Annotated in this window: 16 protein-coding genes; 11 read left to right on the top strand and 5 right to left on the bottom strand. The window is 67.2% G+C overall.

Going from position 1 to position 25,065, the window contains the following annotated elements:
* Positions 1–106: 106 nt before the first annotated feature.
* The 3 genes from ASD86_RS16830 to ASD86_RS16840 all read left to right on the top strand — a co-directional run bounded on the left by ASD86_RS16830 (position 107) and on the right by ASD86_RS16840 (position 3,358).
* On the top strand, positions 107–1,540 hold the full coding sequence (locus ASD86_RS16830; protein WP_056113268.1) for an NAD(P)(+) transhydrogenase (Re/Si-specific) subunit beta: 1,434 nt from the start codon (positions 107–109) through the stop codon (positions 1,538–1,540).
* Between the two features lie 37 nt (positions 1,541–1,577).
* A complete protein-coding gene (locus ASD86_RS16835; RefSeq protein WP_056113096.1) occupies positions 1,578–2,063 on the top strand; it encodes a hypothetical protein in 486 nt (161 codons plus the stop codon).
* Positions 2,064–2,194: 131 nt separating this feature from the next.
* Positions 2,195–3,358, top strand: a complete 1,164-nt coding sequence (locus ASD86_RS16840; protein ID WP_056113098.1) for a hypothetical protein — start codon at positions 2,195–2,197, stop codon at positions 3,356–3,358.
* A gap of 28 nt (positions 3,359–3,386) precedes the next feature.
* On the opposite strand, the gene ASD86_RS16845 is transcribed toward ASD86_RS16840, so the two are convergent.
* From ASD86_RS16845 to ASD86_RS16860, 4 genes are all read right to left on the bottom strand, one after another.
* Complete coding sequence (locus ASD86_RS16845; protein ID WP_056113102.1) at positions 3,387–3,857, bottom strand: DUF1456 family protein; 471 nt, start codon at positions 3,855–3,857, stop codon at positions 3,387–3,389.
* 389 nt (positions 3,858–4,246) lie between these two features.
* On the bottom strand, positions 4,247–4,825 hold the full coding sequence (locus ASD86_RS16850) for a cytochrome P460 family protein (protein WP_162253685.1): 579 nt from the start codon (positions 4,823–4,825) through the stop codon (positions 4,247–4,249).
* 61 nt (positions 4,826–4,886) lie between these two features.
* On the bottom strand, positions 4,887–5,384 hold the full coding sequence (locus tag ASD86_RS16855; RefSeq protein ID WP_056113108.1) for a hypothetical protein: 498 nt from the start codon (positions 5,382–5,384) through the stop codon (positions 4,887–4,889).
* 344 nt (positions 5,385–5,728) lie between these two features.
* Positions 5,729–6,601, bottom strand: a complete 873-nt coding sequence (locus ASD86_RS16860; protein WP_056113112.1) for an AraC family transcriptional regulator — start codon at positions 6,599–6,601, stop codon at positions 5,729–5,731.
* Positions 6,602–6,876: 275 nt separating this feature from the next.
* Between ASD86_RS16860 and ASD86_RS16865 the strand changes: the two genes are divergently transcribed.
* A complete protein-coding gene (locus tag ASD86_RS16865) occupies positions 6,877–8,322 on the top strand; it encodes a PLP-dependent aminotransferase family protein (RefSeq protein WP_056113115.1) in 1,446 nt (481 codons plus the stop codon).
* Between the two features lie 324 nt (positions 8,323–8,646).
* Here ASD86_RS16865 and ASD86_RS16870 read toward each other — a convergent pair whose 3' ends face one another.
* On the bottom strand, positions 8,647–9,159 hold the full coding sequence (locus ASD86_RS16870; RefSeq protein WP_056113119.1) for a hypothetical protein: 513 nt from the start codon (positions 9,157–9,159) through the stop codon (positions 8,647–8,649).
* A gap of 101 nt (positions 9,160–9,260) precedes the next feature.
* On the opposite strand from ASD86_RS16870, the gene sufT reads away from it, so the two are divergent.
* The 7 genes from sufT (at position 9,261) to ASD86_RS16910 (ending at position 24,988) form a co-directional block, all read left to right on the top strand.
* Positions 9,261–9,812: a putative Fe-S cluster assembly protein SufT gene (sufT, locus tag ASD86_RS16875; RefSeq protein ID WP_056113122.1), complete on the top strand. Its 552-nt coding sequence runs from the start codon at positions 9,261–9,263 to the stop codon at positions 9,810–9,812.
* 479 nt (positions 9,813–10,291) lie between these two features.
* Positions 10,292–12,103: a S8 family serine peptidase gene (locus ASD86_RS28280; RefSeq protein WP_056113125.1), complete on the top strand. Its 1,812-nt coding sequence runs from the start codon at positions 10,292–10,294 to the stop codon at positions 12,101–12,103.
* A 595-nt stretch (positions 12,104–12,698) separates the two neighbouring features.
* Positions 12,699–14,477: a S8 family serine peptidase gene (locus ASD86_RS16885; protein ID WP_082578438.1), complete on the top strand. Its 1,779-nt coding sequence runs from the start codon at positions 12,699–12,701 to the stop codon at positions 14,475–14,477.
* Positions 14,478–14,899: 422 nt separating this feature from the next.
* Positions 14,900–16,705, top strand: coding sequence for a S8 family serine peptidase (locus ASD86_RS16890; RefSeq protein ID WP_157476771.1), 1,806 nt, complete (start codon positions 14,900–14,902; stop codon positions 16,703–16,705).
* A 1,321-nt stretch (positions 16,706–18,026) separates the two neighbouring features.
* A complete protein-coding gene (locus tag ASD86_RS16900; protein ID WP_056113131.1) occupies positions 18,027–20,072 on the top strand; it encodes a S8 family serine peptidase in 2,046 nt (681 codons plus the stop codon).
* Between the two features lie 501 nt (positions 20,073–20,573).
* Positions 20,574–22,718 carry a S8 family serine peptidase gene (locus tag ASD86_RS16905; protein ID WP_162253686.1) on the top strand — a complete coding sequence of 715 codons (2,145 nt, stop codon included), beginning with the start codon at positions 20,574–20,576 and terminating at the stop codon, positions 22,716–22,718.
* A gap of 419 nt (positions 22,719–23,137) precedes the next feature.
* Positions 23,138–24,988, top strand: coding sequence for a S8 family serine peptidase (locus ASD86_RS16910; RefSeq protein ID WP_056113137.1), 1,851 nt, complete (start codon positions 23,138–23,140; stop codon positions 24,986–24,988).
* Positions 24,989–25,065 lie beyond the last annotated feature (77 nt).

Raw genomic sequence — 25,065 nt, forward strand, 5'->3', positions numbered from 1 at the left:
GCTCGCCGCGGCCGCCGTCATCGGCCTGGCGCTGGTCGCCGGCCTGTCTTTCCTCGGTTACGTCCTGCCGTCCGGGCAGCTGTCTTTCTATGGAGCGCGCGTCCTGATGGATCTGTTGCCGATCTTGGTCAAGAGCAGTTATCTCGTCGCCGCCACCTTGTTCCTGCTGGGCCTGCAGCGCATGGCCTCGCCGGTGACCGCGCGCAGCGGCATCCGCTGGGCCGGCGCGGGCATGGTCATCGCCACGGTGGCGACGTTCGCGTTGCCGGGTATCGAAAACTTCGGGCTGATCCTGCTGGCGTTGGTGATCGGCACGGGCTTGGCGTGGGTGTCGGGCAAGAAGGTCGCGATCACCGACATGCCGCAGATGGTCGCGCTGTACAACGGCATGGGCGGCGGCTCGGCGGCGGCGATCGGCGCGGTCGAACTGCTGCGGCTGTCGGCGCGGATGCCGGCCGATCCGCTGCAGGCGCAGATCGAGCGCGGCGTGATCGCGATGCAGACCCCGAGCGTGTCGCTGGTGCTGGCGGTGATCGGCGCGGCGATCGGCGCGATCTCGCTGTCGGGTTCGGTGATCGCCTGGGCCAAGCTCGACGGTCGCCTCGACCGGCGCGTGGTGTTCCCGGGCCAGCAGGCATTCAACGCGATCGTCGCGCTGGCGATGGTCGCGCTGGGCATCGCCGCGTTCATGACCCTCAACGTGCCGATCATCATCGCCTTCTTCGTGGTCGCGCTCGCCCTGGGCGTGCTGATGACCCTGCCGATCGGCGGCGCCGACATGCCGGTGGTGATTTCGCTGTACAACGCGTTCACTGGCTTGGCGGTGGCGTTCGAAGGCTATGTGCTCGGCAACGAGGCGTTGATCATCGCCGGCACCATGGTCGGCGCGGCCGGCATGCTGCTGACGCGGTTGATGGCCAAGGCGATGAACCGGCCGATCAGCGGCGTGCTGTTCTCGAATTTCGGCGGCGGCGGTGAAGCCCAGGAAATCAGCGGCACCCAGAAGCCGATCGAAGCCGGCGACGTCGCCGCGATGATGGCCTTCGCCGAACGCGTGGTGATCGTGCCCGGCTACGGCTTGGCGGTCGCGCAGGCGCAGCACAAGATCTGGGAACTCACCCAGAAGCTGATGGAACGCGGGGTCAAGGTGAAATTCGCGATCCATCCGGTCGCAGGCCGCATGCCCGGGCACATGAACGTGCTGCTGGCCGAGGCTGGCGTGCCCTACGACCTGATCGTCGACATGGACGACATCAACCCCGAGTTCGCCAACACCGACGTCTCGCTGGTGATCGGCGCCAACGACGTGGTCAATCCGGTCGCCAAGACCGATCCGGCCTCGCCGATCTACGGCATGCCGATCCTCGACGTGATCAATTCCAAGAACACGATCGTGATCAAGCGCGGCAAGGGCACCGGTTTCGCCGGCATCGAGAATGCGCTGTTCTATGCCGACAACACCCGCATGCTGTACGGCGACGGCGCGGAAATGGCCAGTGCCTTGGTGTCGGAATTGAAGGGGCTCGACGGCGGGCATTGATCGCTGCGAACGGATCGCTGACAGGAGCGCAGGGAACGTGCGCGAGATACGGCTCAGCCCGCTCGGCCAGCATCTGTCGCTGGCCCAGATTCGCGGCATCGTTCATTCGGTCGCGCAGCGTATCGGCGTGCGGATACTGACGGTCGACGAACCCGACACTGCGCGGAGTTTTGTCGCGGTGATGCTGGAAGAACCGCAGTCCTGGGGAACTTCTCGGCGAATCTATCTGTTGTATTCGTTCGACCATGACGCCTGGGCCGTCGCGACGCCGAGCAGACTCGGAAGTGCGCAGGAGCGCGCGCACGGAGCGCCGCCGCTGGGCTGGACTCATCTGTACGAACCGGAATTCCTCGATCACGAGGGGCTCACCACGGCGATGACGGATTTCCATGGCATCAAGCTGTGGTCTTCGCACGATCTGACCAGGCCGGTGCCCGAGGATTTTCCTGCACGCGTGCCGGGCGACTTGGGCTACTGGCGACCGCAAAGGCTCGGCGACGCTTTGTTCAACTGGTGGGATTGAGCGAATGGGCATCCAAGTCTTGAGCCGATCCCGCGCGGAACCGGCGCAGGGCAAATGGGTGACGTTTGGGATTAGGGAATCCGCATCGGCTTGCCGATGATCGACGGCTAAGCCCCGCAGGATTCGTCGTCATGAAGCTACGCGCCGTATCGCTCGCCATTGCCGCTGCCATGTCGCCGTTCGCCGCCACGAGCCAGGTGATCGGCGTCGCCGTGGATTCGAAGGTGATCCTGAAGGACGGCGCCAGCGCGATCGGGCCCGGGCCGCATCGCGATTCGGCGGTGTTCTTCCGCTTCGCCGATGGCGCGCTGCGCAGGTTCGGCGAAGTCGACGTGCCGACCAGTTACCTCGGCGCGCCGTCGTCGGTGGCGGTGTCTGGCGACGGCAAGCTCGCATTGGTCAGCGCATCGACGCGGTTGGACGCGAACGATCCGGGCAAGTACGCCGACGACGATCGCGTGTCGGTGATCGATCTGAGCGGCAAGACGCCGAAGCTGACGCAAACGCTCGCGCTGGGCGTATCGCCGTCCTCGATCAAGTTGAACCCGGCCGGCACGATGGCGCTGGTGCCGTCGAGTCCGGGCAACAGCGTCACCGTGGTGTCGGTGCGCGAGGGCCGGATCGCGGTGGTGGATACGCTGAAGATGGCCGCGAACATGGGCGCGCTCGCGGCCGGCTTCTCGCCCGACGGCAAGCACGTGCTGGTGACCCAGGCCGACGGTCAGCGCGTGGCCATGTACGCGGTCGAAAACGATCGCCTGCGATTGCCGGCGATCCGCGAGATGGGCGCGGGCATCACCCCGTTCACGCCGTCGTATTGCGGCGACAGCGGCCTGGCCGTGGTCGCCAATTTCGGCGTTCCCGACAGCGGCAACGGCGATGTCGACACGGTCAGCCTGATCGATCTGTCCGGCGCCAAACCGCGCATCGTCGACACTGTAAGCGTCGGTTCCGCGCCCGAGGATGTCGCCTGTTCGCCCGATGGCCGTTACGCGGTCGCGGCGGTGCAGAACATGAGCAATCGGCCGAAGGATCACCCCTTCTATTCGCCCGACAGCCTGGTGGTGCTGTTGAAGATCGAAGGCCGGCGCCTGAAATGGCTGGATCAGGCGCCGTTCGGCGGCTGGGCCGAGGGCATCGGTTTCGCCGACGATTCGCGCACGCTGTTCGCGCAGAGCATCGTCGAGCGCGCGATGTACACGTTCCGGATCGAAGGCGATCGCTTGCAGCGCGCGGGCGCGCCGATCGTGTTCGCGAACGGCGCGCCGGTGGGGATCGGGGTGGCCGGACGTTGAGTCGCGGCCGCGCGCCCGGATCGATCGATCAGCCGCCGCGCACGCGCAAGGTCAGGCCCTTGAGGAAATTGCGCAGCATCTGATCGCCGCAGGCGCGGAAGTTCTTGTGATCGCTCTGGCGGAACAGCGCGCTCAGCTCGGGTTTCGATACCGGAAAACCGGCCTGTTCGAACACCTGGTGCATGTCGACGTCCTTGAGTTCGAAGGCGACGCGCAGCTTCTTGAGCACCAGGTTGTTGCTGACCCGCTTCTCCATCGGCCGCGGCGGCGCGTTTTCGTCGCGGCCGCGGTAATGGAACACCAACCCGTCGAGGAAGCGCGCGAGCACCGCGTCGGTGCATTCGGCGTAGCCCTCGTCTTCGTCCTTCTTGAGGAAGGCCTGCACGTCGGCCTTTTCCAGGGCGAAGTCGGGATCGGCGAGCTTGACGATCTCGACCACCTTGAGGTCGCTCAGGTCGAGCATGTAGCGGATGCTGCGCAATACGTCGTTGGTGATCATGGTCTGTCCTGCCGGGCCGGGCCGCCGGGCCCGGTGGGTGAAGCTGTCGGCCGGCGCGCGGGGCGCCGCCGTCCGATGGAGTGCCGTCGTCGATGCGGCGCCCGGCGAGAACGCCTGGCGGTCGTCGAGAAGGTGTGCGAGGGCGGATTCTCGCATTTCGGGCGGGGCTGGGGACGGACGGGACGTAAACGCGCCGGGTTTTGCCTGGATTCGCACGCAGCGGCAGGGCGGCCCGCGTCAGGGGCCGTCCGGAGGCGGTGGACGATTTAATGCATCGGTCGCGCGCGAAAACGAGGCGCGAAACGGAGGCGGGCCGAGTGGCACGGCTCAATGACGGATCGACCGGCGCCGTAGCCGACGCCGGGTGCCGGCATCGACGGCGGCCGTGATTACGACTCGCCCGCTCGCGGCTCGGCCCGATTGGGCCATTCGCTGAACACATGGCCGTGCTGCTTGCGGCTGGCATGACAGGCCGCGCAGCCGTCGCGATCGGCGTTGCTCAGGCGGTCGGTGGTCGTGCCGACGGCGAATTCGGCGTAGCCCCAGCCGCCGGTCGCGGCGAAGCGCTTGCTGTCCTTGACCATTACGTCGATCTGCCGGCGCGGGCCCTGGTCGACGATGCCGTCGCCGTGGTCGCGGGTTTCGAACAGGTCGTAGACCAGCACCGAGCCGTCGGCGTAGCGGCCGCTGCGGTAGCCCTCCAGCGAGCCCGGGTTGGCGTAGATGTGGTGCAGGCCGCCGAAGCGCGGGAACGCGGGGTGCTTGGCGGTAATCAGGCCGCTGCGGATGTGGGTCCAGCGGGTGTAGCCGCTCGGGTAGGCGATGCGGTCTTCGTCGCGCGTGGCGGTTACGGTAGCGGTAGCGGTAGCGGTTGCGGCTACGGCCACGGCCGGCGGCGTGGCAGCGTTGGCCCAACAGCTGATGGCGAGGGCGAAGGCGAAGGCGACCGCGCCGAGCATGGTCGGCATCGGCCGCGATTGCTTGGGTCGTGAGTCATCCGCGGGCGCAACGGCGATGCCGCGATCGCGGTCAACGCCCATGACGCGAGCCCCGATCCGACAGCACGCGATTCACCGCCCAGGCGATCGGCCAGGCCACGAACGCGATATGCACCGCCACGCTCAGCACGATCCACAGCATGTCCGGCGGCAAGCCCTTGGCGCCGGCGCGCGAGAGGGGCACGACGATGAAGTTCATCGCCACGAACAGCCACAGGCCGTACACGGTCGAGGCCAGCCACGGATGGCGGCGTATCCAGTCGAGTTTGCGCGCGGCGGCGGCGTAGACCGCGGCCATGACCAGGGCGATGAAGTAATGCAGGAACAGCCCGAGCGATGCGGTCGCCGCGCCGCCGGCGAACGCCGCCTCGCGTCCGATCAGGCCGGACGCGACGCTGTGCAGGATGCGTTGCGCGGGAACGTGCTTGGTGAGACCCCAGTAGGTGATCGCGTAGACGATGTCGAGGGTGCCGGCGATGAGTCCGCCGATGGCGGTCCACAGGGGCAGGGAGCGGGCGGTGGCGGGCATGGTGGGCTCGGGCTAGGGGATATGGCGGCTGTTGACTGAGTCGATGTGTCGCGTGGTAGTTGTGAGATGTTGCAGATGCAGTGGTATGCGGTTGGCGTGTCATACGCCGCGAGATCGAGTGGCCTAGTGATCTTGTGGAAAAGTCGCTGGATTCCCGCGTTCGCGGGAATGACGGATTGGAAGTGTTTCGCGCGCTTTTGCTTTTGCTCGTCATTCCCGCGAACGCGGGAATCCAGCGACTTTGGCGTCATGACTCATGAGCGATTGCATGACCGATGCGCGCCTTTAAAAATCCGAATCCCGAATCCCGAATCCCGAATCCCGAATCCCGAATCCCCACCCAATCAAGCCGCCCGCACCACCGCCCGCTCCAACCGCCGCGCCTGCGTCGCCGTCACCCCGAACGAATTCTTGAACGCGCGGCAGAACGCACTCTGGCTTTCGAAACCCAGCGCCTCGGTGATCTCGCACACCGGCATGCGAGTGTCGCGGACCATGCGCCAGGCGCGGTCCGAGCGCAGGCGCGCGGCGTACTCGGTCGGGGTTTCGTCAAACACGTCGCGGTAGATGCGGATCAAGTGACAGGGCGAATAGTTGGCGCTGCGGGCCAGACGGTTGAGGTCGAGGCGTATCTCCGGATGCCGGCGGATCAGGTGCTGCACGCGCAGCAGCCGCAGCAGGGTCTGCTGGCGCCGGCGCTGGGTGCGGCCGCTGCAACGCGGCAGGCGCGCCTGCAGATCGCGTTGTTGTTCCAGCAGCAGGGAGCACAGGGTGCGGACCAGAGCTTCGCTGTTGGCGGCCAACTCGTCGGGGTGCGCGGCCAGCCGCGCCAGCCGCACCAGCAGTCGCTGCGCGTCGCGCGGAGCCAGGCCTTCCCAGGGGAACAGGTCCTCGGCGCCTTCGTCCGGGCCGGTCAACAGGTGCGGGCGCCACGCGGCTTCCGGACCGCACAGGCACAGCCACCAGCACGGCACCCGCGCGCTGCTGCGCAGGCGGCCGTCGCGCCAGATCTGCAGGTGCCCGGGCGCGAGCTCCCAGGTGCTGTCGGCCGACTCCAGCCGCAGTGGTCCGCGCAGCGGCAGCCACAGCGACAGCCAGCCGCTCGGCAGGTCCAGCTGGACCGCGCGACCGGAGGCGCGGACCAGGTGCAGGGTCGGGCGGGACGCCGACAGGTCGAGGTGTTCGGCGAAGTGGATGCGGTGGTGATGCAGGCTCATGCGCGCCTCGTGGGGTGTGCGGCAGTGGGGGAAGCCACAGCGGTTGGCCCCTAAGCTAGCCACCTGAGGCTGTCATCTGGAGGGCCAATTACCCTGGCCTCGAAGGAGCCAATCGGTGCCGGCCCGGTTCACCCGCGGCGGTCGGCATTGCGCCGGGGGCGCGCCGTCGATGTGCCGGGAACGACCGACTCGCGCCCCACGCCTCGCAAGTCGCCGATTGGCTTGGCACTATCGGCCGCAAACCCGGCCCGCAGGGGCCAATCCGGAGCCACGCCATGTATCTGCCGCTGGACGGCCGGGGGCCTTTGCACGGCCAATTGGTCCGGTCGTTGAAAGAGGCCGTGCTGGCCGGCCGGCTGCCGGCCGGGATGCGCTTTCCGCCGACCCGGCTGCTGTCCCAGCAGCTCGGCGTGTCGCGCAACACGGTGCTGGCGGCGTACGAACAACTGCGCGCGGAAGGCTTCATGCAGGCCCGGGTCGGCTCCGGCAGCTACGTGGCCCTGCCCGGCGCGCCGGTGCAGCCGCGCAGCGAGCCGCCGACGCGGATCGCCGCGCAAAGCGCCTACGCGCGGCGTCTGCGCCGCTATCACGATCACGCCAACATCCCCGGCCGGCGCGCGCCGGGCACCCTGCACAGCTTCCAGTACGGGGTGCCGTTCACCAATCCGCTGCTGACCTCGGCGTGGGCGCGCGCGCTGTCGCACGCGGCCGCGTACCAACCGCCGAATTACCCGCCCGCGCAGGGCCTGCCGGCACTGCGCGCGGCGGTGTGCGAATACCTGTCGCTGCGCCGCGGCGTGCAGGCCGCGCCCGAGGACGTGGTGATCTGCACCGGCACCCAGCAGGCGATCAGCCTGACCGCGCGGGTGTTGCTCGACGAAGGCGACGAGGTGGCGATCGAGGAGCCGCAGTACTTCGCCGTGCGCGAAGCGCTGCAGATCCACGGCGCGCGGCTGCTGCCGGTGCCGGTCGACGGCGAAGGCCTGCGCACCGACCTGCTGCCCGAGCGTCCGCCGCGATTGATCTGCGTGACCCCGTCGCACCAGTTCCCGACCGGCGCGTTGATGTCGCTGCCGCGCCGGCGCGCGCTGCTGGACTACGCCAACCGGCACGAGTGCTGGATCTTCGAAGACGACTACGACGGCGAATTCCGCTACGACGCGCAGCCGCACGCGGCCCTGGCCGGGCTCGACGACGGCCGCCGGGTGATCTACACCGGCACGTTCTCGAAAGTGCTGTTTCCGTCGCTGCGGCTGGGTTACATCGTGGCCCCGCCGGGTTTGCGCGACGATTTCATCAGCGCCAAATGGTGCGACGACTTCGGTTCGCCCGGGATCGAACAGGCCGCGCTGGCGCATTTCCTCGCCGACGGCGGCTTCGAGCGCCACCTGCGCCGCACCGCCAAGACCTTGAAACAGCGGCGCGACGTGCTGCTGGAGGCGTTGCGGCGGCTGACCGGCGATGCGGTGCAGATCGACGACTCGCATGCCGGCATGCATTTGGTGGTGTGGCTGCGCGGTCGCGACGCGGCCCAGGGCGCGGCGTTCATCGCCTTCGCCCAGACCCGCGGATTGGGCTTGTATTCGATCGCGCCGTACTACTTCGAACCGCCCGATCGCGCCGGGCTGCTGTTCGGCTACGGCGCGCTGTCGGTGGTCGAGATCGAGGAGGCGGCGCGGATGTTCGCGCATTGCCTGGAGGCGATGGCGTTCGGAGACTGAGGCACGATTGGCGGCGAAAGCAGCCCGAAGCCTCTGCAGGAGCGGCGTAAGCCGCGACCGCGAACCGCAACTGCCGCGCAGGCCTCGGTTCGATTCGTCATGCAGTCGGCGGTTTTCGGCGGCAGGTGGGCGCTGCTTCGATTGCCGACGGTTACGCCGCCGCCCGGTTGTCGCGGTCGCGACTCGCGTCGCTCCTACAGGGGCTCGGTGAAGGAATCGCGCAATCGGATTTGCATCGGGCCGTCCCGAAACCCCTGCAGGAGCGGCGCAAGCCGCGACCGCGAATCACCAACACCGGCGCAAGCCTCGCTTCGCCTCGATCCCTCAGCGCGACGCCACCGCCGCGACGATCAACGCCAGCCCCAGCCAGATCAGGTCCATGCCGGTATTGGCCAGCTGGAACAGGATCAGGAAGAAGTTCGGCCCCAGCTTGGAGGCCGAGTCCAGCGGATCCAGGCCCATCACCGCGCCGTACTGGCCCGCGGCGATGCCCCAGTTGGCGAACAGCACGATCGCCACGGTCGCCAGCACCCCGAACGCGAGCCGGCGCGGACCCGGGCGCCAGCCGCCCAGGCGCATCATCCAGGCGATGTCGAGCGCGCCCAGCACCGCCATCCAGCTGCATTGGCGGTCCCAGGCCAGGCTCAGCAGGACCCAGAACGCGGCGAAGCCGAAAATGCCCAGGACCAGCAGCAGCCACGACAGCGGGGTCATCCGGCGCTCGCCGCCGGCCCGCGGCTCCGCGCCTTGCGGAGTCTGGCCTTGCGAAGCCTCGCCTTGCGGAGCTTGGCCGCGCGGGGCGGTCGCGTGGTGATCGGGCGGGACGGCGACGGTCATGGGCGGAACACTGTGGATGGGGCAAGCCCTACAGCATAGCCGGCCGCGACCGGTAGAATGGCGCGACTTGTGCTGCGGCACGGCATCCCCATCTTTCCGCCATGTATTCCCGCAGCAGCGAACCCGTCCGTTTCGAGCGCGATTGCGCCGCCGTCCTCGTGCCGCAAGGCGAAGAGGTCAATCTGCCTGCCGGCAGCGTGGGTTACATCACCCAGGCGCTCGGCGGCAGCTACACCGTGTTCGTCGAAGGCAACCTGTTCCGCATCGCCGGCCGCGATGCCGATGCGATCGGCAAGGAGCCGCCCGAGCCGCTGGAGCTGGCCGCCGGCGCCGACGACGAAGCGGTCGAGCAATTGGTGTGGAAGCAACTGCGCACCTGCTTCGATCCGGAAATTCCGATCAACGTGGTCGAGCTGGGCCTGGTCTACGAGGCCACGGTCAAGCCGCGCGACGACGGCCAGCGCGTGGTCGAAGTGCGCATGACCCTGACCGCGCCGGCCTGCGGCATGGGCGACATCCTGGTCGACGACGTGCGCAGCAAGCTCGAAATGATTCCGACCGTGGCCGAGGCCGACGTCGAGCTGGTGTTCGATCCACCGTGGGGCCGGCACATGATGTCCGAGGCCGCGCGCCTGGAAACCGGAATGCTCTGATCGTCGCCGGCGCGATGGCGCCGGACGCTTACGTATGGCGCGCCGTGGGGCACACGGCATGCGCATCCGATTGTAAGAACTGCAAATCGTGTTCACGGTTTGTGCCCGCGTGAACCGTTTTCAGTGCGTAGACGCGGGTTGCGCGTGTGCCTAGGTTGTTGTCCACGGCCACGCAGACGCATGGGCCGTACAGGCCGCCGGGCTTTCGCACCTTCGACGTTGCGCATCGCGCAAGCCAGGTCGGTTATCCGCCGCGCACCGCGGCACCACTCGGGTCCAATTCGGGATCGCACAGTACGGTCAGTGCCGTGGAACGCGCTGGCGGCGCAGCCGCTGCGCGCTACTTTTGTCGGGTGCGACGCCGGTGGCCGCGACGATACGGCGCACCGGACTGCGTGCAGCGGGACGCCGCTCGCCGTGGACGCGCCCGACCGCAGTCCGCCGCGAGGGCCGGATCCCATCCACACGGAGAGACGTGCATGAATCGTCGTATTTTGTCGCTGGCCATCGGTGCTTCGCTGATCGCCGTCGCGCTGCCGGGACTGGCCGCGGAACTGCTGACCGTCGCCAGGCCGATCGAAGGCCGTTACATCGTCGTGCTGAAGGAACAGGCCGCCACCTTGTCGGCCGACAGCCGCAACGGCGTGGCCAACGTGCCTTCGGTCGCGCAAGGCATCGCCAATCAATACCGCGCCAAGCTGCAGCGCAGCTATCAGCACGCGCTGCGCGGCTTCGTGATCGACGCCGACGATGCGTCGCTGGCGCAACTGCTCAAGGATCCGCGCGTGGCCTTCGTCGAAGAAGACGGCTACATGTCGGTCGAGGCTACCCAGAACAACGCGACCTGGGGCATCGACCGCATCGATCAGCGCGATCTGCCGCTGAGCACCAGTTACACCTACGACACCGACGCCACTGGCGTGCACGCCTACATCGTCGACACCGGCCTGCGCGCCGACCACACCGAATTCACCGGCCGCATCGGCAACGGCTTCTCTTCGGTGTCCGGCGATCCCAGCACCACCGACTGCCACGGTCACGGCAGCCATGTCGCCGGCACCGTCGCCGGCACCACCTGGGGCGTGGCCAAGAAGGCGACGGTCCATCCGGTACGCGTGTTCGGTTGCGGCTCCAGCGCGCCGAATTCGCAGATCATCGCCGGCATCGACTGGGTCACCGCCAATCACGTCAAGCCCGCGGTGGCGAACATGAGCCTGGGCGGTCCGGCCTCGACCGCGACCGATACCGCGGTCAACGCGCTGATCAACGCCGGCGTCGTCGCGGTGGTCGCGGCGGGCAACGGCAACATCGACGCTTGCACCGAGTCGCCGTCGCGGGTTCCGCGCGCGATCACCGTCGGCGCCAGCGACCGCAACGATGCGCGTTCGATCTGGACCAGCGGCCAGGCCTCCAGCTGGGGCACCTGTCTGGACTTGTTCGCGCCGGGCACCTCGATCGTTTCCGCCGGCATCAGCAGCGCGACCGCGTCGGTCTCCAACAGCGGCACCTCGATGGCCTCGCCGCACGTGGCCGGCGTCGCGGCGCTGTACCTGGCGGTCAATCCGACCGCGACGCCCGACCAAGTGCACGCGGCCATCGTCAACAACGCCACCCCGGGCAAGATCACCGATCTGCGCGGCTCGCCGAACCGTCTGCTGTACTCGCTGTTCGCTGGCGGCCCCGGCCCGGGCAACAACCCGCCGGTGGCGAACTTCAGCTCCAGCGTCAGCGGCCTGACCGTCAGCTTCACCGACAGCTCGACCGACAGCGACGGCAGCATCGCCTCGCGCAGCTGGAACTTCGGCGACGGCACCACCTCGACCGCGGCCAATCCGAGCAAGACCTACAGCGCCGCCGGCACCTACACCGTCACCCTGACGGTGACCGACGACGACGGCGCGACCAACACCAAGACCGGCACCGTCACCGTCGGCAGCAGCGGCGCGCAGACCTACACCAACGGCACCGACGTCAACATTCCCGACAACAACGCCACCGGCGTGACCAGCAGCATCGCGGTATCGGGCCGCACCGGCAACGCGCCGAGCAACGCGCAGATCTCGGTCAACATCCTGCACTCGTACAAGGGCGATCTGATCGTCGATCTGATCGCGCCGGACGGCACGGTCTACAACCTGCACAACCGCACCGGCGGCAGCGCCGACAATGTCACCGGCACCTTCACCCGCAACCTGTCGAGCGAAGCGCTCAACGGCACCTGGAAGCTGCGCGCCGCCGACCGCGCCTCGATCGACACCGGCCGCATCGATACCTGGAGCATCACGTTCTGATCCGCGTCACGGCGATCAAGCCCTATCGATTCGATCGGCAAGATTCGAAGCGGTGTGGTTCAAACCGGTGCGGTTCGAAGCAGTGCGGTTTTGAAACGACGCGATTCGAAGCGTCGCGATCCGAACGGCACTGATCGACAGGCACCGATCGATCGCAGGCATGCGCGCGTTACCGAAGGCGCATGCGCTTGTCCCCTCTCCCGCAGCGCGGGAGAGGGGATTAAGCGATACCGACACGCGACGATCATGAATTTCATACGGAATAACTAGGAAATCGCCGAACGCGGGATCCGCTCTCCGATTCGTGGCGCGCGTGCTGCGCCGCAACACCACCACTTATGTGTATGCGGTGAGTATCCGTTGCATCGAAAAAACCCAAATGTGCAACGTCGCTCACACAACGCCCCCTGCAACCACACGGTAAACCGCTTGTTGGCACTGTTAGTGCAGCCGTAGCGTGTTAGCGCGGACCAGGCAGTCACGAGTCCGTACACAAACAGCGTGGTCGCTGTCGTGTGCAGACATGGATGTGGCCACACCCGCCACCACGCGTTGAACGCCGCAAGACGGCACTTCGTTTTTGGGGGTTTCATCCATGTCCGACCGCACCATGCGCGTCCTGCGCAAGCACGCGCTTGCCGCCGCCACCGTGACCGCTCTGTCCTGCGTCGCGGTATCCGCCTATGCCGCCGACCGCATCAACCTCACCGCGCTGGCCAATGCCGGCCAGCAGGACGAATTCATCGTCAAGTACCGCGACGGCAGCGCCGCGCGCAGCAACGAAGCCACCCTGCTCAAATCCCTCGGCGCCGCCTCGACCGGGTTCTCCGGCAAGAGCAACGCGCTGGGCCTCAAGCACGTGCGCCGCACCTCGATCGGCGCCGACGTCGTGCGCGCCGGACGCAAGCTCGATCGCGCCGAAGCCGAATCGCTGATGCGCCAGATCGCCGCCGATCCGAGCGTCGAGTTCGTCGAGCCCAACGCGCGCATGACAGCGTTCTTCACCCCCAACGACACCCGCTTCGGCGAGCAATGGGGCTACACCGCCTCGGGCATCAACGCGACCCAGGCCTGGGACGTGAGCACCGGCACCGGCGTGGTGGTCGCGGTCATCGATACCGGCATCGTCAGCCACACCGATCTCAACGCCAACATCATCGGCGGCTACGATTTCATCAGCGACGCCACCGCCGCGCGCGACAGCAACGGCCGCGATTCCAACCCGGCCGATCAGGGCGACTGGTTCGCCGCCGCCGATTGCGGCCTGGGTTACGCGAGCAATTCCAGCTGGCACGGCACCCACGTCGCCGGCACCATCGCCGCGGTCACCAACAACGCCAAGGGCGTTTCGGGCACCGCGTACAACGCCAAGGTCGTGCCGGTGCGCGTGCTCGGCCGTTGCGGCGGCACCCTGGCCGACATCGCCGACGCGATCACCTGGGCCTCGGGCGGCACCGTGTCCGGCGTGCCGGCCAATCCGAACCCGGCCGAAGTCATCAACATGAGCCTGGGCGGCAGCGGCACCTGCGGTTCCACCTACCAGACCGCGATCAACGGCGCGGTCTCGCGCGGCGTGACCGTGGTGGTCGCCGCCGGCAACAACAACGGCAACGCCTCCAACGCGCGTCCGGCCAACTGCACCGGCGTGATCACGGTCGGCGCTGTCGACAGCAATGGTGCGCGTTCGGTGTGGAGCAGCACCCAGAAGTCGAACTACGGCACCGTGGTCGACGTGGCCGCGCCGGGTTCGAACATCCTGTCGACGCTGAACTCGGGCACCACCACGCCGGGCGCCGAGAGCTACGCGTCCTACGGCGGCACCTCGATGGCGACTCCGCACGTCGCCGGCGTGGTCGCGTTGATCCAGGCCAAGGTCACCACGCCGAAGACCCCGGCCGAGATCGAGACCATCCTCAAGAACACCGCGCGCGCGTTCCCGAGCACGCCGGACCAGCCGATCGGCGTGGGCATCGTCAACGCCAAGGCGGCGCTGGATTCGCTCGGCGGCGGCAACCCGAACCCGGGCACCCAGACCTACAGCAACGGCACCGACTACAACATTCCGGACAACAACACGACCGGCGTGTCGAGCACCATCACCGTGTCGGGCCGCACCGGCAACGCGCCGAGCAACGCCTCGGTGTCGATCAACATCATCCATCCGTACAAGGGCGACCTGAAGGTCGACCTGATCGCGCCGGACGGCTCCGTCTACAACCTGCACAACAACAGCGGCGGCAGCGCCGACAACGTCGCCGGCACCTACACGCTGAATCTGTCGAGCGAAACCCTCAACGGCGCGTGGAAGTTGCGCGCGGTCGACTCCGGCCCGGCCGACCTGGGCCGCATCGACACCTGGAGCATCACGTTCTGATCCTTGCACGATGGGCACTTCGCGATGCGAGCGCCCTGGCGTCATGAGCGAACCCCGGCTTCGGCCGGGGTTCGTTTTTTTTGTGGTTCGATCAGCGTCGAGCGATTGCTTCGAAACCGCTGGATCGAAGGGCGAGCGGTATCGCCGAAGCCGTTTTGCGCATACCCGAAATCACCTGTCCGGCGACCTCCGTCCGCGTCGGATAAGCGCATATCGCAACAGCGAATCCAATCCGGACAGGTGCATTTGAAGTGCGTTAAGTGTGCTGTTTCAGACGTGTCTGATGGTTGCGTGCGCACACGCTGAGTAATTTCAATCCCGAGGGTGGCCGTACGAACGTCCATCCGCAGCACGCTCCGCATCGAACCTGGAGCGTTTCGCCGCCAACGCCGCCGCTCGCGGCCGTCATCGGGATGTCCGTCATGCCGCTCCGCGCCTCGTCTGTTTCGCGCATCGTTTCGCTGGTCGCCGCCGTGTCCGCGGCGACGATCGCGATTGCGACCACGCCGTCGCTGGCCGGCGCGCGGGCCGCCCACGCGGCCACGGCACGGGTGGCGGGCCATGAGCCGCCGGGTGCGACCATGCAAGAGTTCATCGTCAAATACCGCAGCGGCAGCCGCGCGCGCCGGGATGCCGACAGTCTGCATCGGGCGTTGCGCGAGGCCGAAGCCGGCTTCGCCCAGGCCGCCGGCCTGCGTCGCGTGCGCCGCGTGTCCACCGGCGCCGATGTGATCCGCGCCGATCGCACGCTCGACCGGGCCGAAGCGCTCGCGCTGATGCGGCGCATCGCCAGCGATCCGCAAGTCGAGTACGTCGTGCCCAACGGCAAGGCGCAGGCGGCATTGTCGCCCAACGATAGCCGCTACTCCGAACTGTGGGCGTTCCACGACTACGACGCCGGCAGCAACACCGGCGAGGCCTGGAACCTGGGCAATGGCAGCGGCGCGGTGGTCGCGGTGATCGACACCGGCATCGTCGCGCACAGCGATCTCAATGCCAACGTATTGCCGGGCTACGATTTCATCGCCAGCACCTGGCGCTCGCGCGACAACGATGCGCGCGACGCCAATCCGCTCGACGAAGGCGATTGGGTCGCGGCCAACGAGTGCTATGCCGGCCACGGCGCGGGCGCGTCGGGCTGGCATGGCACCCATGTCGCCGGCACGGTCGCGGCGGTCGGCAACAACCGCAACGGCGTGATCGGGGCCGCCTACGGCGCGCGGATCGTGCCGGTGCGCGTGCTCGGCCGCTGCGGCGGCGATTTCTCCGACATCATCGATGCCATCACCTGGGCTTCGGGCGGCTACGTGCCCGGCGTGCCGGCCAATCCGAATCCGGCCGAGGCGATCAACCTGAGCCTGCTCGGCGCCGGCGTCTGCGATGCGGCGACTCAGGACGCGATCAACGGCGCGATCGCGCGCGGTGTCGCGGTGGTGGTCGCGGCCGGCAACGGCAATGCCGATGCCGGCGGTTACCGCCCCGGCAACTGCAACGGCGCGATCACCGTCGGCGCCAGCGACGCCGACGGCCGGCGTTCGATCTGGAGCGGCGGCTACGCGTCCAATTACGGCAACGCGGTCGACCTGGCCGCGCCCGGCAGCACTATCCTGTCCACGGTCGGCGTGGGTGCCACCAAAGTCGCCGGCGAGGGCTACGCCTATTACAGCGGCACCTCGATGGCGACGCCGCAGGTGTCGGGGCTGATCGCGATGATGCAATCGCTGGCGGTCACGCCGAAAACACCGGCGCAGATCGAAGCCTTGCTCAAGCAGACCGCGCGGCGTTTCCCGCTCGCGACCGACCGGCCGATCGGCGCCGGCATCCTCGACGCCAAGGCCGCGATGGAAGCGGTGCGCGCGGCCAATCCGGCGCCCGCGAGCGGCAAGCGGCGTTATCTCAACGACGCCGACGTGATCATCCACGACCACGCCACCGTCGAAAGCGCGATCTTCGTATCAGGTCGCAGCGACGCGGCGCCGCTGACCGGCACGCCGGTCAGCCTGACCATCCGCCACAGCTACATCGGCGATCTGAAGGTCGACCTGATCGCGCCCGACGGCAGCGTCTACAACCTGCACAACCGAAGCGGCGGCAATGCCGACGACATCGTCAAGACCGTCACCGTGAACCTGTGGGGCAAGCCGCTCAACGGCGCATGGCGGCTGCGGGTCAACGACAACTACAGCAACGACACCGGCTGGATCGACAGCTGGAGCATCGAGTTCTGATCCGTCGCCGCATCCATCGCGGCGAGCACGACAGGGGGCGGGCCCGGACTTCCGTGGGGGCGGAAGTCCGGGGAACCCGTCGCCGCATGCGACGAGTCATCGAATGACGTTAGAACCGTTTCCTGCGTGGTGTTGGAGAGCGGCTCCCGGACTCCGGTCGCGGCCGGAGTCCGGGAATCCGTTGGCGATGCGGCTATCGCCTTGAGCGATCGCGCATTGCGCCAGCCGCGATGGAAGCGAAAAGAAGGTGCACAGGGGCAAGTGAGGGCCGGCGCGGCATGGCCGGTGGTGGAGCGGCAAGCGGATGTGGGCGCAGTGAGTCGATGCGCCGGTATCCGTGGGTGGAAAGCAGCGATGAGCGAATCGATGACGGCGGTCAGCCATTGGAGGTGCGCGAGGTGGAAACGGGAAACAGGAAATAGGAACAAGTAACAGCGCCAAGCAAGAGCAACAAGCAACAAGCAACAAGCAGTAAGCAATAAGCAACAAGCAACAAGCAATAAGCAATAAGCAATAAGCAAAAGAAACAGCAACAAGCAAAAGAAACAGCAACAAGCAAAAGAAACAGCGATAGCAACAAGAAGTGGGAGTTGCCGGCTGCTTTGGCGTCGAACTTCTGGCGCCGGCGTATAGCAGTCGACTATGCCGGTGCGATCGGGCCGGCATGAAGTGCGGCAAGCGGCCCCGGGCTTCGATAGTCATCGCGGCCCGGGACCGCGTTCGGCGGCGCGTGTCGTGAGCAACGAATGCGTCGTCTGCGTGAGTCGAGGGCATTGCATGCTCGCAATCGTTTCGGATCGATCGCAGCCTGCCGCGCTTTGATTGCCGAATGCGCAGTTCGCGTTCGGGCGGTTCGAGTCTTGCGAGCTATCAACGAATTCGCTCGCGCGGCTCGTGAGGCCGGATGCGCATCAACGACAAGATCATTCGATCCCGGTGCATTCGATGCATGACTTCAGGCAGCCGAAGCTTCGAAAGCACTTCGATGGTGTCGATGACTCACATTAATTGTGTTTTTAAGCTGTTTTAAGCGCTACATCGAAAGAGAACATCAAATGCGGAGTAGGGTGATCGCGCCGTTTTTCGTTCCGCACCGATTCGAAATAACCGTTTCGCACATTGCGACGCGCATCACTTCGCGGTCGATCGAATCATCCGCAAACGCTTGGTGAAAATGTTTCCGCGCCGCTAGCGTTGGCTCCCGGATCGCGGCCCCACCCGCATCCATCGCAACGTTCCGCAGGCAAGCGTCCGCCACCGCCCCGTCCGCCAGAGCGTTCCATCTCGCCGCATCGCGGCGCTCACTTGGGATCATCACGTCATGACGTCTCGTTCGAATCGCATCAATCGCCTGCACCTGCTCGCCGCGGCCACCGCGGTGGCGCTGACCGGCCTGGCCGCGCCCGCGTTCGCCGGCCAGGTGTATCTGGGCAACCTCAAAAACGAGGGCAACCAGCAGTTCATCGTCAAGTACAAGAGCGGCAGCGCGCCGGCGGCCAGCCCCGCATCGATGTCCGCTTCGCTGCGCCAGGCCACTTCGGTCGCCGCCATGCCCGCCGCGAGCAAGCGTCCGACGCTGCGTGCGTTGCGTCAGATGATCATGCCCGGCGGCCGCGTCGTCGCGTCCGACCGCGCGCTCGATCGCGCCGAAGCGATCGCGCTGATGCGCCAGATCGCCGCCGATCCGAATGTCGAATTCGTCCAGCTCGACGGCATCAGTAAGGCGCTGATGACCCCGAACGACCCCAGCTTCGGCCAGCAATGGCACTATGCCGATACCGCGTTCGGCATCCGCGCGCCGGTCGCCTGGAACACCAGCAACGGCAGCGGCGTGGTGGTGGCGGTGATCGACAGCGGCATCCTGTCGCATACCGATCTCAACGCCAACATTCTCCCGGGCTACGACTTCGTCAGCACGACCACCGGTCTTCCCGAGGCCGAATGTCGCGAAGCCGGCGGCCAACCCGGATGCGGCAAGTCGGACGACGGCGATGGGCGCGACGCCAATCCGCTGGACTCATCGAATATCGTGCACGGTACTCATGTGGCCGGCACCATCGGCGCGGTGACCAACAACGGTGTCGGCGTGGCCGGCGTCGCTTTCGGCGCCAAGGTCCTGCCGATCCGCGCGTTGGGCAATCAGGGCTTCGGCAGCGATTCGGATATCGCCGATGCCGTGGTCTGGGCATCGGGCGGCAGTATTTCCGGCGTGCCGGCCAACCCCAATCCGGCCGAAATCATCAACCTGTCGCTGGGCGGCAACGTGCCGTGCAGCCAGATGCCGGCATGGCAGGCCGCGGTCAACCTCGCCGCGGCCAACGGTTCGACCGTGATCGCCGCCGCCGGCAACAGCAACAACGACGTCGCAGGCACCACCCCGGCCGGCTGCAACAACGTGATCTCGGTGGCGGCCAGTTCCACGACCGGTTCGCGCTCCTCGTACTCCACCTGGGGCGCGACCATCGACATCACCGCGCCGGGCGGCAACGGTTCGCTGTTCGGCGGCGCCACCGATGTGATCTCCACGCTGTCGGGCAATGGCTACGGTGGGATGTCGGGCACCTCGATGGCCGCGCCGCATGCGGCCGGCGTGGCGGCTTTGATCCTGTCGGTGTCGCCGACGAAGACCGCGGCGCAGATCGAGCAGATCCTGGAAAGCACGGCGCGGCCGATTGCGGCCAACAAGTGCTCCGGCGGTTGCGGCGCGGGCATCATCGACGCGGCCGCCGCGGTCGCCGCCGCGGCCGGCGGCACGCCGGGCAACCAGACGCCGGTGGCGAACTTCAGCTCGGCGGTCAACGGCTTGAGCGTGAGCTTCACCGACAGCTCGAGCGACAGCGACGGCAGCGTCGCCTCGCGCAGCTGGAGCTTCGGCGACGGCACCACCTCGACCGCGACCAATCCGAGCAAGACCTACAGCGCGGCAGGGACTTACACGGTGACGCTGACGGTGACCGACAACGGCGGCGCGACCCACAGCAAGACCTCGACGGTCACGGTGAGCGGCGGCAGCGGCGGCGTGCAGACCTACAGCAACACCACCGACGCGAATATTCCGGACAACAACGCCACCGGCGTGAGCAGCAGCATCGTGGTCTCGGGCCGCAGCGGCAACGCGCCGAGCAATGCGGAAGTGTCGGTCAACATCGTCCACACCTATCAGGGCGATCTGATCGTCGACCTGATCGCGCCGGACGGTTCGGTCTACAACCTGCACAGCCGCACCGGCCAGAGCACCGACAACATCGTCAAGACCTACACGGTGAATCTGTCGAGCGAAGCGCTTAACGGCACCTGGAAGCTGCGCGCCGCCGATCGCGCCGCGCAGGACGTCGGCAAGATCGACAGCTGGAGCATCAAGTTCTGATCGACAGTGCGACGCGGCCGCCGCGATGCGGCCGCGTCGGCATGCTTACGAGCCCGGCTTCGGCCGGGTTTTTTTATTCGGATGCTTGCCGCGCGGCGCGGATGGCCGACGCGGTCGCGCCGACGTGTATCTGTCCAGCGCGTACGCAGATGCATTCGGTATTCGTCGATGCGTTTGCAGGTGCCAAACGACAAGACCACGCCAATGCGAGATGTGGCTTCAATGCACAAGATTTCAGCAGCGGAAAAATTTGCCTGCTGAAAATGTGACGGCTCAGACGATTCCGTCCTAGCGACATCGATGTCTCCGCCTTCCATTCGCCCACCCCCTCGCGAAGTATGGATTTCGGATCGGGGGCAACGGATCCGCGCCCAGGGCCATGCCGCTTGCCGGCATCGGCGCCTTCGAACACAGCAAACCACTTAATCGGGGAATCAAATGCACAACGTGTCCAACCGTCACCCGCGCGTGCGCGCGCTTACCGCAGCCTTGGCGCTGTGCATGGCAGGCGTCGCCCACGGCGCGCCGCCCGAGCAGCAGTCGCCGGGCGATCCGAATCGCGTGTGGATCCGCTTCCAGCCCGGCCAGAAGGCCCAGGTCAAGGCGAAGATCCAGCAGACTGTCAGCACGGTGCGGGCGCTGAGCGCCAGCAGCGCGAAAGCCGCCGGCGTGGTCGCGCCGAGCATCGGCGACGGCAAGACCCATTACGAGTTCGACAACATCAACGCGGTGGTAATGACCTTGCCGGCCGAAGTGCTGCGCAAGCTGCGCGCCGACAAGAATCTGATCATCGAGCAGGACGTCCCGCGTTATCCGATGGCCGAGTCGCTGCCGTACGGCATCACCAAGGTGCAGGCGCCCGACGTGGTCGCCACCGGCGCCGACGGCACCGGGGTCAAGGTGTGCGTGATCGATTCGGGCATCAAGGCCGATCACGAGGATTTCGCCGGCATCACGATCACCGGTTACGCGCCCAGCGGCCAGTCGTGGAACACCGACACCTGTGGTCACGGCACCCACGTCGCCGGCACCATCGCCGCGGTCGGCGGCAACGGCACCGGCGTGGTCGGTGTCAGCCCCGGCAAGGTGTCGCTGCACATCATCAAGTACTTCGACGGCCCGACCTGCGGCTTCAGCTACAGCTCGACTCTGGTCGACGCGGCCAACCGCTGCGCGCAGGCCGGCGCCAAGGTCATCAACATGAGCCTGGGCGGCGGCCTGTCGAGCACCAGCGAGAACACCGCCTTCACCAACCTCTACAACCAGGGCGTGCTGTCGGTGGCCGCGGCCGGCAACGACGGCAATACCAGCAAGAGCTATCCGGCGTCCTACACCAACGTGATCTCGGTGGCCTCGGTCGACGTCAACAACGTCAAGGCGGCGAGCTCGCAATACAACGACGCGGTCGATATCGCCGCGCCGGGCGTGGACGTGCTGAGCACCTATCCGAAGAAGGGCACGCCGGTGTCGGTCAACGGCGCCAGCTACGAGGCGACCGGGCTCACCGGCGCGGCGGCGATTTCGGCCAGCGCGCCGATCGTCGACGGCGCGCGCTGCGCCGCGGCCGGCAGCTGGAGCGGCAAGGTCGTGCTGTGCGAACGCGGCGACATCTCGTTCGGCGACAAGGTCGCCAATGCGAAGAACGGCGGCGCGCTGGGCGTGGTGATCTACAACAACGTGCCGGGCGCGTTCGCCGGCACCCTCGGCGACGGCGTCACCTCGACCATTCCCGCGGTCAGCGTCAGTCAGGCCGACGGCGTGACCTTGCGCGGCCTGGTCGGCCAGACCGCCACGGTCAGCGGCGTGGTCATCTACAACGTCAATGCCTACAGCCTGCTCAGCGGCACCTCGATGGCGAGCCCGCACATCGCCGGCGTGGCGGCGTTGCTGTACAGCGCTAAACCGTCAGCGACCACGACCGAAGTGCGTAACGCGATCACCTCCACCGCGCTCGACCTGGGCACCGCCGGTCGCGACAACGAGTACGGCTTCGGTCTGGTGCGCGCGTTCAATGCGGTCGAAGCCTTGGTCGGCACCGCCCCGGGCAACCAGGCGCCGGTCGCGAACTTCAGCTCCAGCGTCAGCGGACTGACCGCGACCTTCACCGACAGCTCGACCGACAGCGACGGCACCATCGCCTCGCGCAGCTGGAACTTCGGCGACGGCACCACCTCGACCGCGACCAGCCCGAGCAAGACCTACGCCGCGGCCGGCACCTACACCGTCACCCTGACCGTCACCGACAACGGCGGCGCCACCCACACCAAGACCGCCTCGGTCACGGTCAATGCCAGCGGCGTGCAGACCTACACCAACGGCACCGACGTCAACATTCCCGACAACAACGCCACCGGCGTGAGCAGCAGCATCGTGGTCTCGGGCCGCACCGGCAATGCGCCGAGCAACGCGGAAGTGACCGTCAACATCATCCATCCGTACAAGGGCGACCTGGTCGTCGATCTGGTCGCGCCGGACGGCTCGGTCTACAACATCCACAACCGCACCGGTACCAGCACCGACAACGTCAGCGGCACGTTCACCTTCAATCTGTCGAGCGAAGCCTTGAACGGTACCTGGAAGCTGCGCGCCTCCGATCGCGCGGCGAGCGATATCGGCCGCATCGATACCTGGAGCATCAAGTTCTGATCCGCCATCACGGGCGCGGCCGCGGCGATGCGGCCGCGCCCTTGCGGTTGATTCGCGAACCCCGGCTTCGGCCGGGGTTTTTTTGTGCGCGGCCAAGACCGATGGAGCGCGGCCGGCCGCGGGGCCACGCGGTGCCGTCGGCGCCAATGGCGGCGCAACCCTTAGTTGCGATTAGGACTCGTCCTATTCGCGGGCATCGGTGATGTGCGTCTCAAAAAATCGTGATGGCTCGCACGTCTAAACCGTGCCGCGCGGGCCGTGGAGGTTCTAGCGTGAGGTCCAGGGTCCGCGCCGCCGGCGCGGACTCGCCGTATCCGACCCGCGACGCGCAGACGGTTCCCGCGCGATCGCGACCGGTTCATTGCCGCGCATGCGGCCCAGTGTTCTGACACCAATGTTCTGACAGGGGGTTTCAACCGATGTCCGCACGTTTCAACTCATTCAATAGTCTCGCCGCCGCCACCGCCCTGGCGCTCGCCGGCGTATCGGGTTCCGCGTTCGCCGCCGATCGCGTCGATCTGAGCAGCCTCAATGCCGACAGCGGCGACCGCTTCGGCCGTTTCCTGGTCAAGTACCGCAGCGGCAGCGCGCCGCGCGGCGATGTCGCCAGCTTCAACAAGGCCATCGGCAGCGCCGCCAGCGCGACCAGCAGCCGCCTCGGCGGCGGCAAGCGCGCGGTGCAGCTCAAGCGTCTGCGCCGCACCGCCAGCGGCGCCGACGTGGTGCTCACCAGCCGCGCGCTCAGCCGCGACGAAGCCGCCGCGCTGATGCGCCAGCTCGCCGCCGATCCGGCGGTGGAGTCGGTGTCCAACGATATCCGCATGGTTCCGTACTTCACCCCGAACGACACCAATTTCAGCCAGCAGTTCGGTTTCGGCACCGGCAACGGCGGTATTCGCGCCACCACCGCGTGGGACGTGACCAAGGGCGAGGGCACGGTTGTGGCGGTGATCGACACCGGCGTGGTCAGTCACAGCGATCTCAACGGCAATGTCATCGCCGGCTACGACTTCATCAGCGGCGATCCGGCGGGTGAGGGCTTGCCGGCGGGCGGCTTCTTCGTCGCCAACGATGGCGACGGCCGCGACGCCAACCCGGCCGATCCAGGCAACGGTGTCGATGCCGGCCAGTGCGGCGCGAACGGGCAGGCCAGGAACTCCAACTGGCATGGCACCCATGTGGCCGGCACCGTGGCCGCGGTCACCAACAACGCCAAGGGCGTGGCCGGCACGGCGCACGCCGCGAAGCTCGTGCCGGTGCGCGTGTTGGGCCGCTGCGGCGGTTACGGCTCGGATATTTCCGACGCCATCATCTGGGCCTCGGGCGGTTCGGTGCCGGGCGCTCCGGCCAATCCCAATCCGGCCGACGTGATCAACATGAGCCTGGGCGGCGGCGCGCCGAGCGCTTGCCCGCAGATCTACAAGGACGCATTGGTCGACGCGGCCGCGCGCGGCACGATCGTCGTCGTCGCGGCGGGCAATTCGAACGCCAACGCCTTGACCGCGGTCGATGGCACGGGGCAGCCGGTCGGTTATACCCTGACCAATTGCGGAACAGTGATCTCGGTTGGCTCGGTCACTTCGAGCGGCGCTCGCTCGTCTTTCTCCAACTACGGCGCGGGGGTCGATATCGCCGCGCCGGGGTCCGGCATTCTTTCGACCACCAACAACGGCACCCGCGGACCGACGACGGAAACCTACCTGTCCTACGACGGCACCTCGATGGCCGCGCCGCACGTCGCCGGCGTCGCCGCGCTGGTGCAGTCGGTGGCGCCGACGCCGTTGACCCAGGAACAGATGCGCACCCTGCTCAAGAACACCGCGCGCGCGTTCCCGGTATCGCCGGGCACCAAGCCGATCGGCGCGGGCATCGTCAACGCCGCCGCCGCGGTCGCGGCGGTGCAGGGCGGTTCGAACCCGGGCGCGCAGACCTACAGCAACGGCACCGACGCGAACATTCCCGACAACAACGCCACCGGCGTGTCGACCAGCATCGCCGTGTCGGGTCGCACCGGCAACGCGCCCAGCAATGCGCAGGTCTCGGTCAGCATCGTCCACACCTATCAGGGCGATCTGATCGTCGACCTGATCGCGCCGGACGGTACGGTCTACAACCTGCACAGCCGCACCGGCGCCGGCGCCGACAACATCAACCAGACCTACACGGTCAACCTGTCCAGCGAAGCGCTCAACGGCACCTGGCAGCTGCGCGCCGCCGATCGCGACGCGCAGGACACCGGCCGGATCGACAGCTGGAGCATCACGTTCTGATCGCGCACCACGCTTGTGATTGAAGCGCCAGGTGTCGCGCAGGAAACCCCGGCTTCGGCCGGGGTTTTTTGTTTGCG

It is taken from the genome of Lysobacter sp. Root690, from assembly GCF_001427785.1.
Lineage (GTDB): Bacteria > Pseudomonadota > Gammaproteobacteria > Xanthomonadales > Xanthomonadaceae > Lysobacter.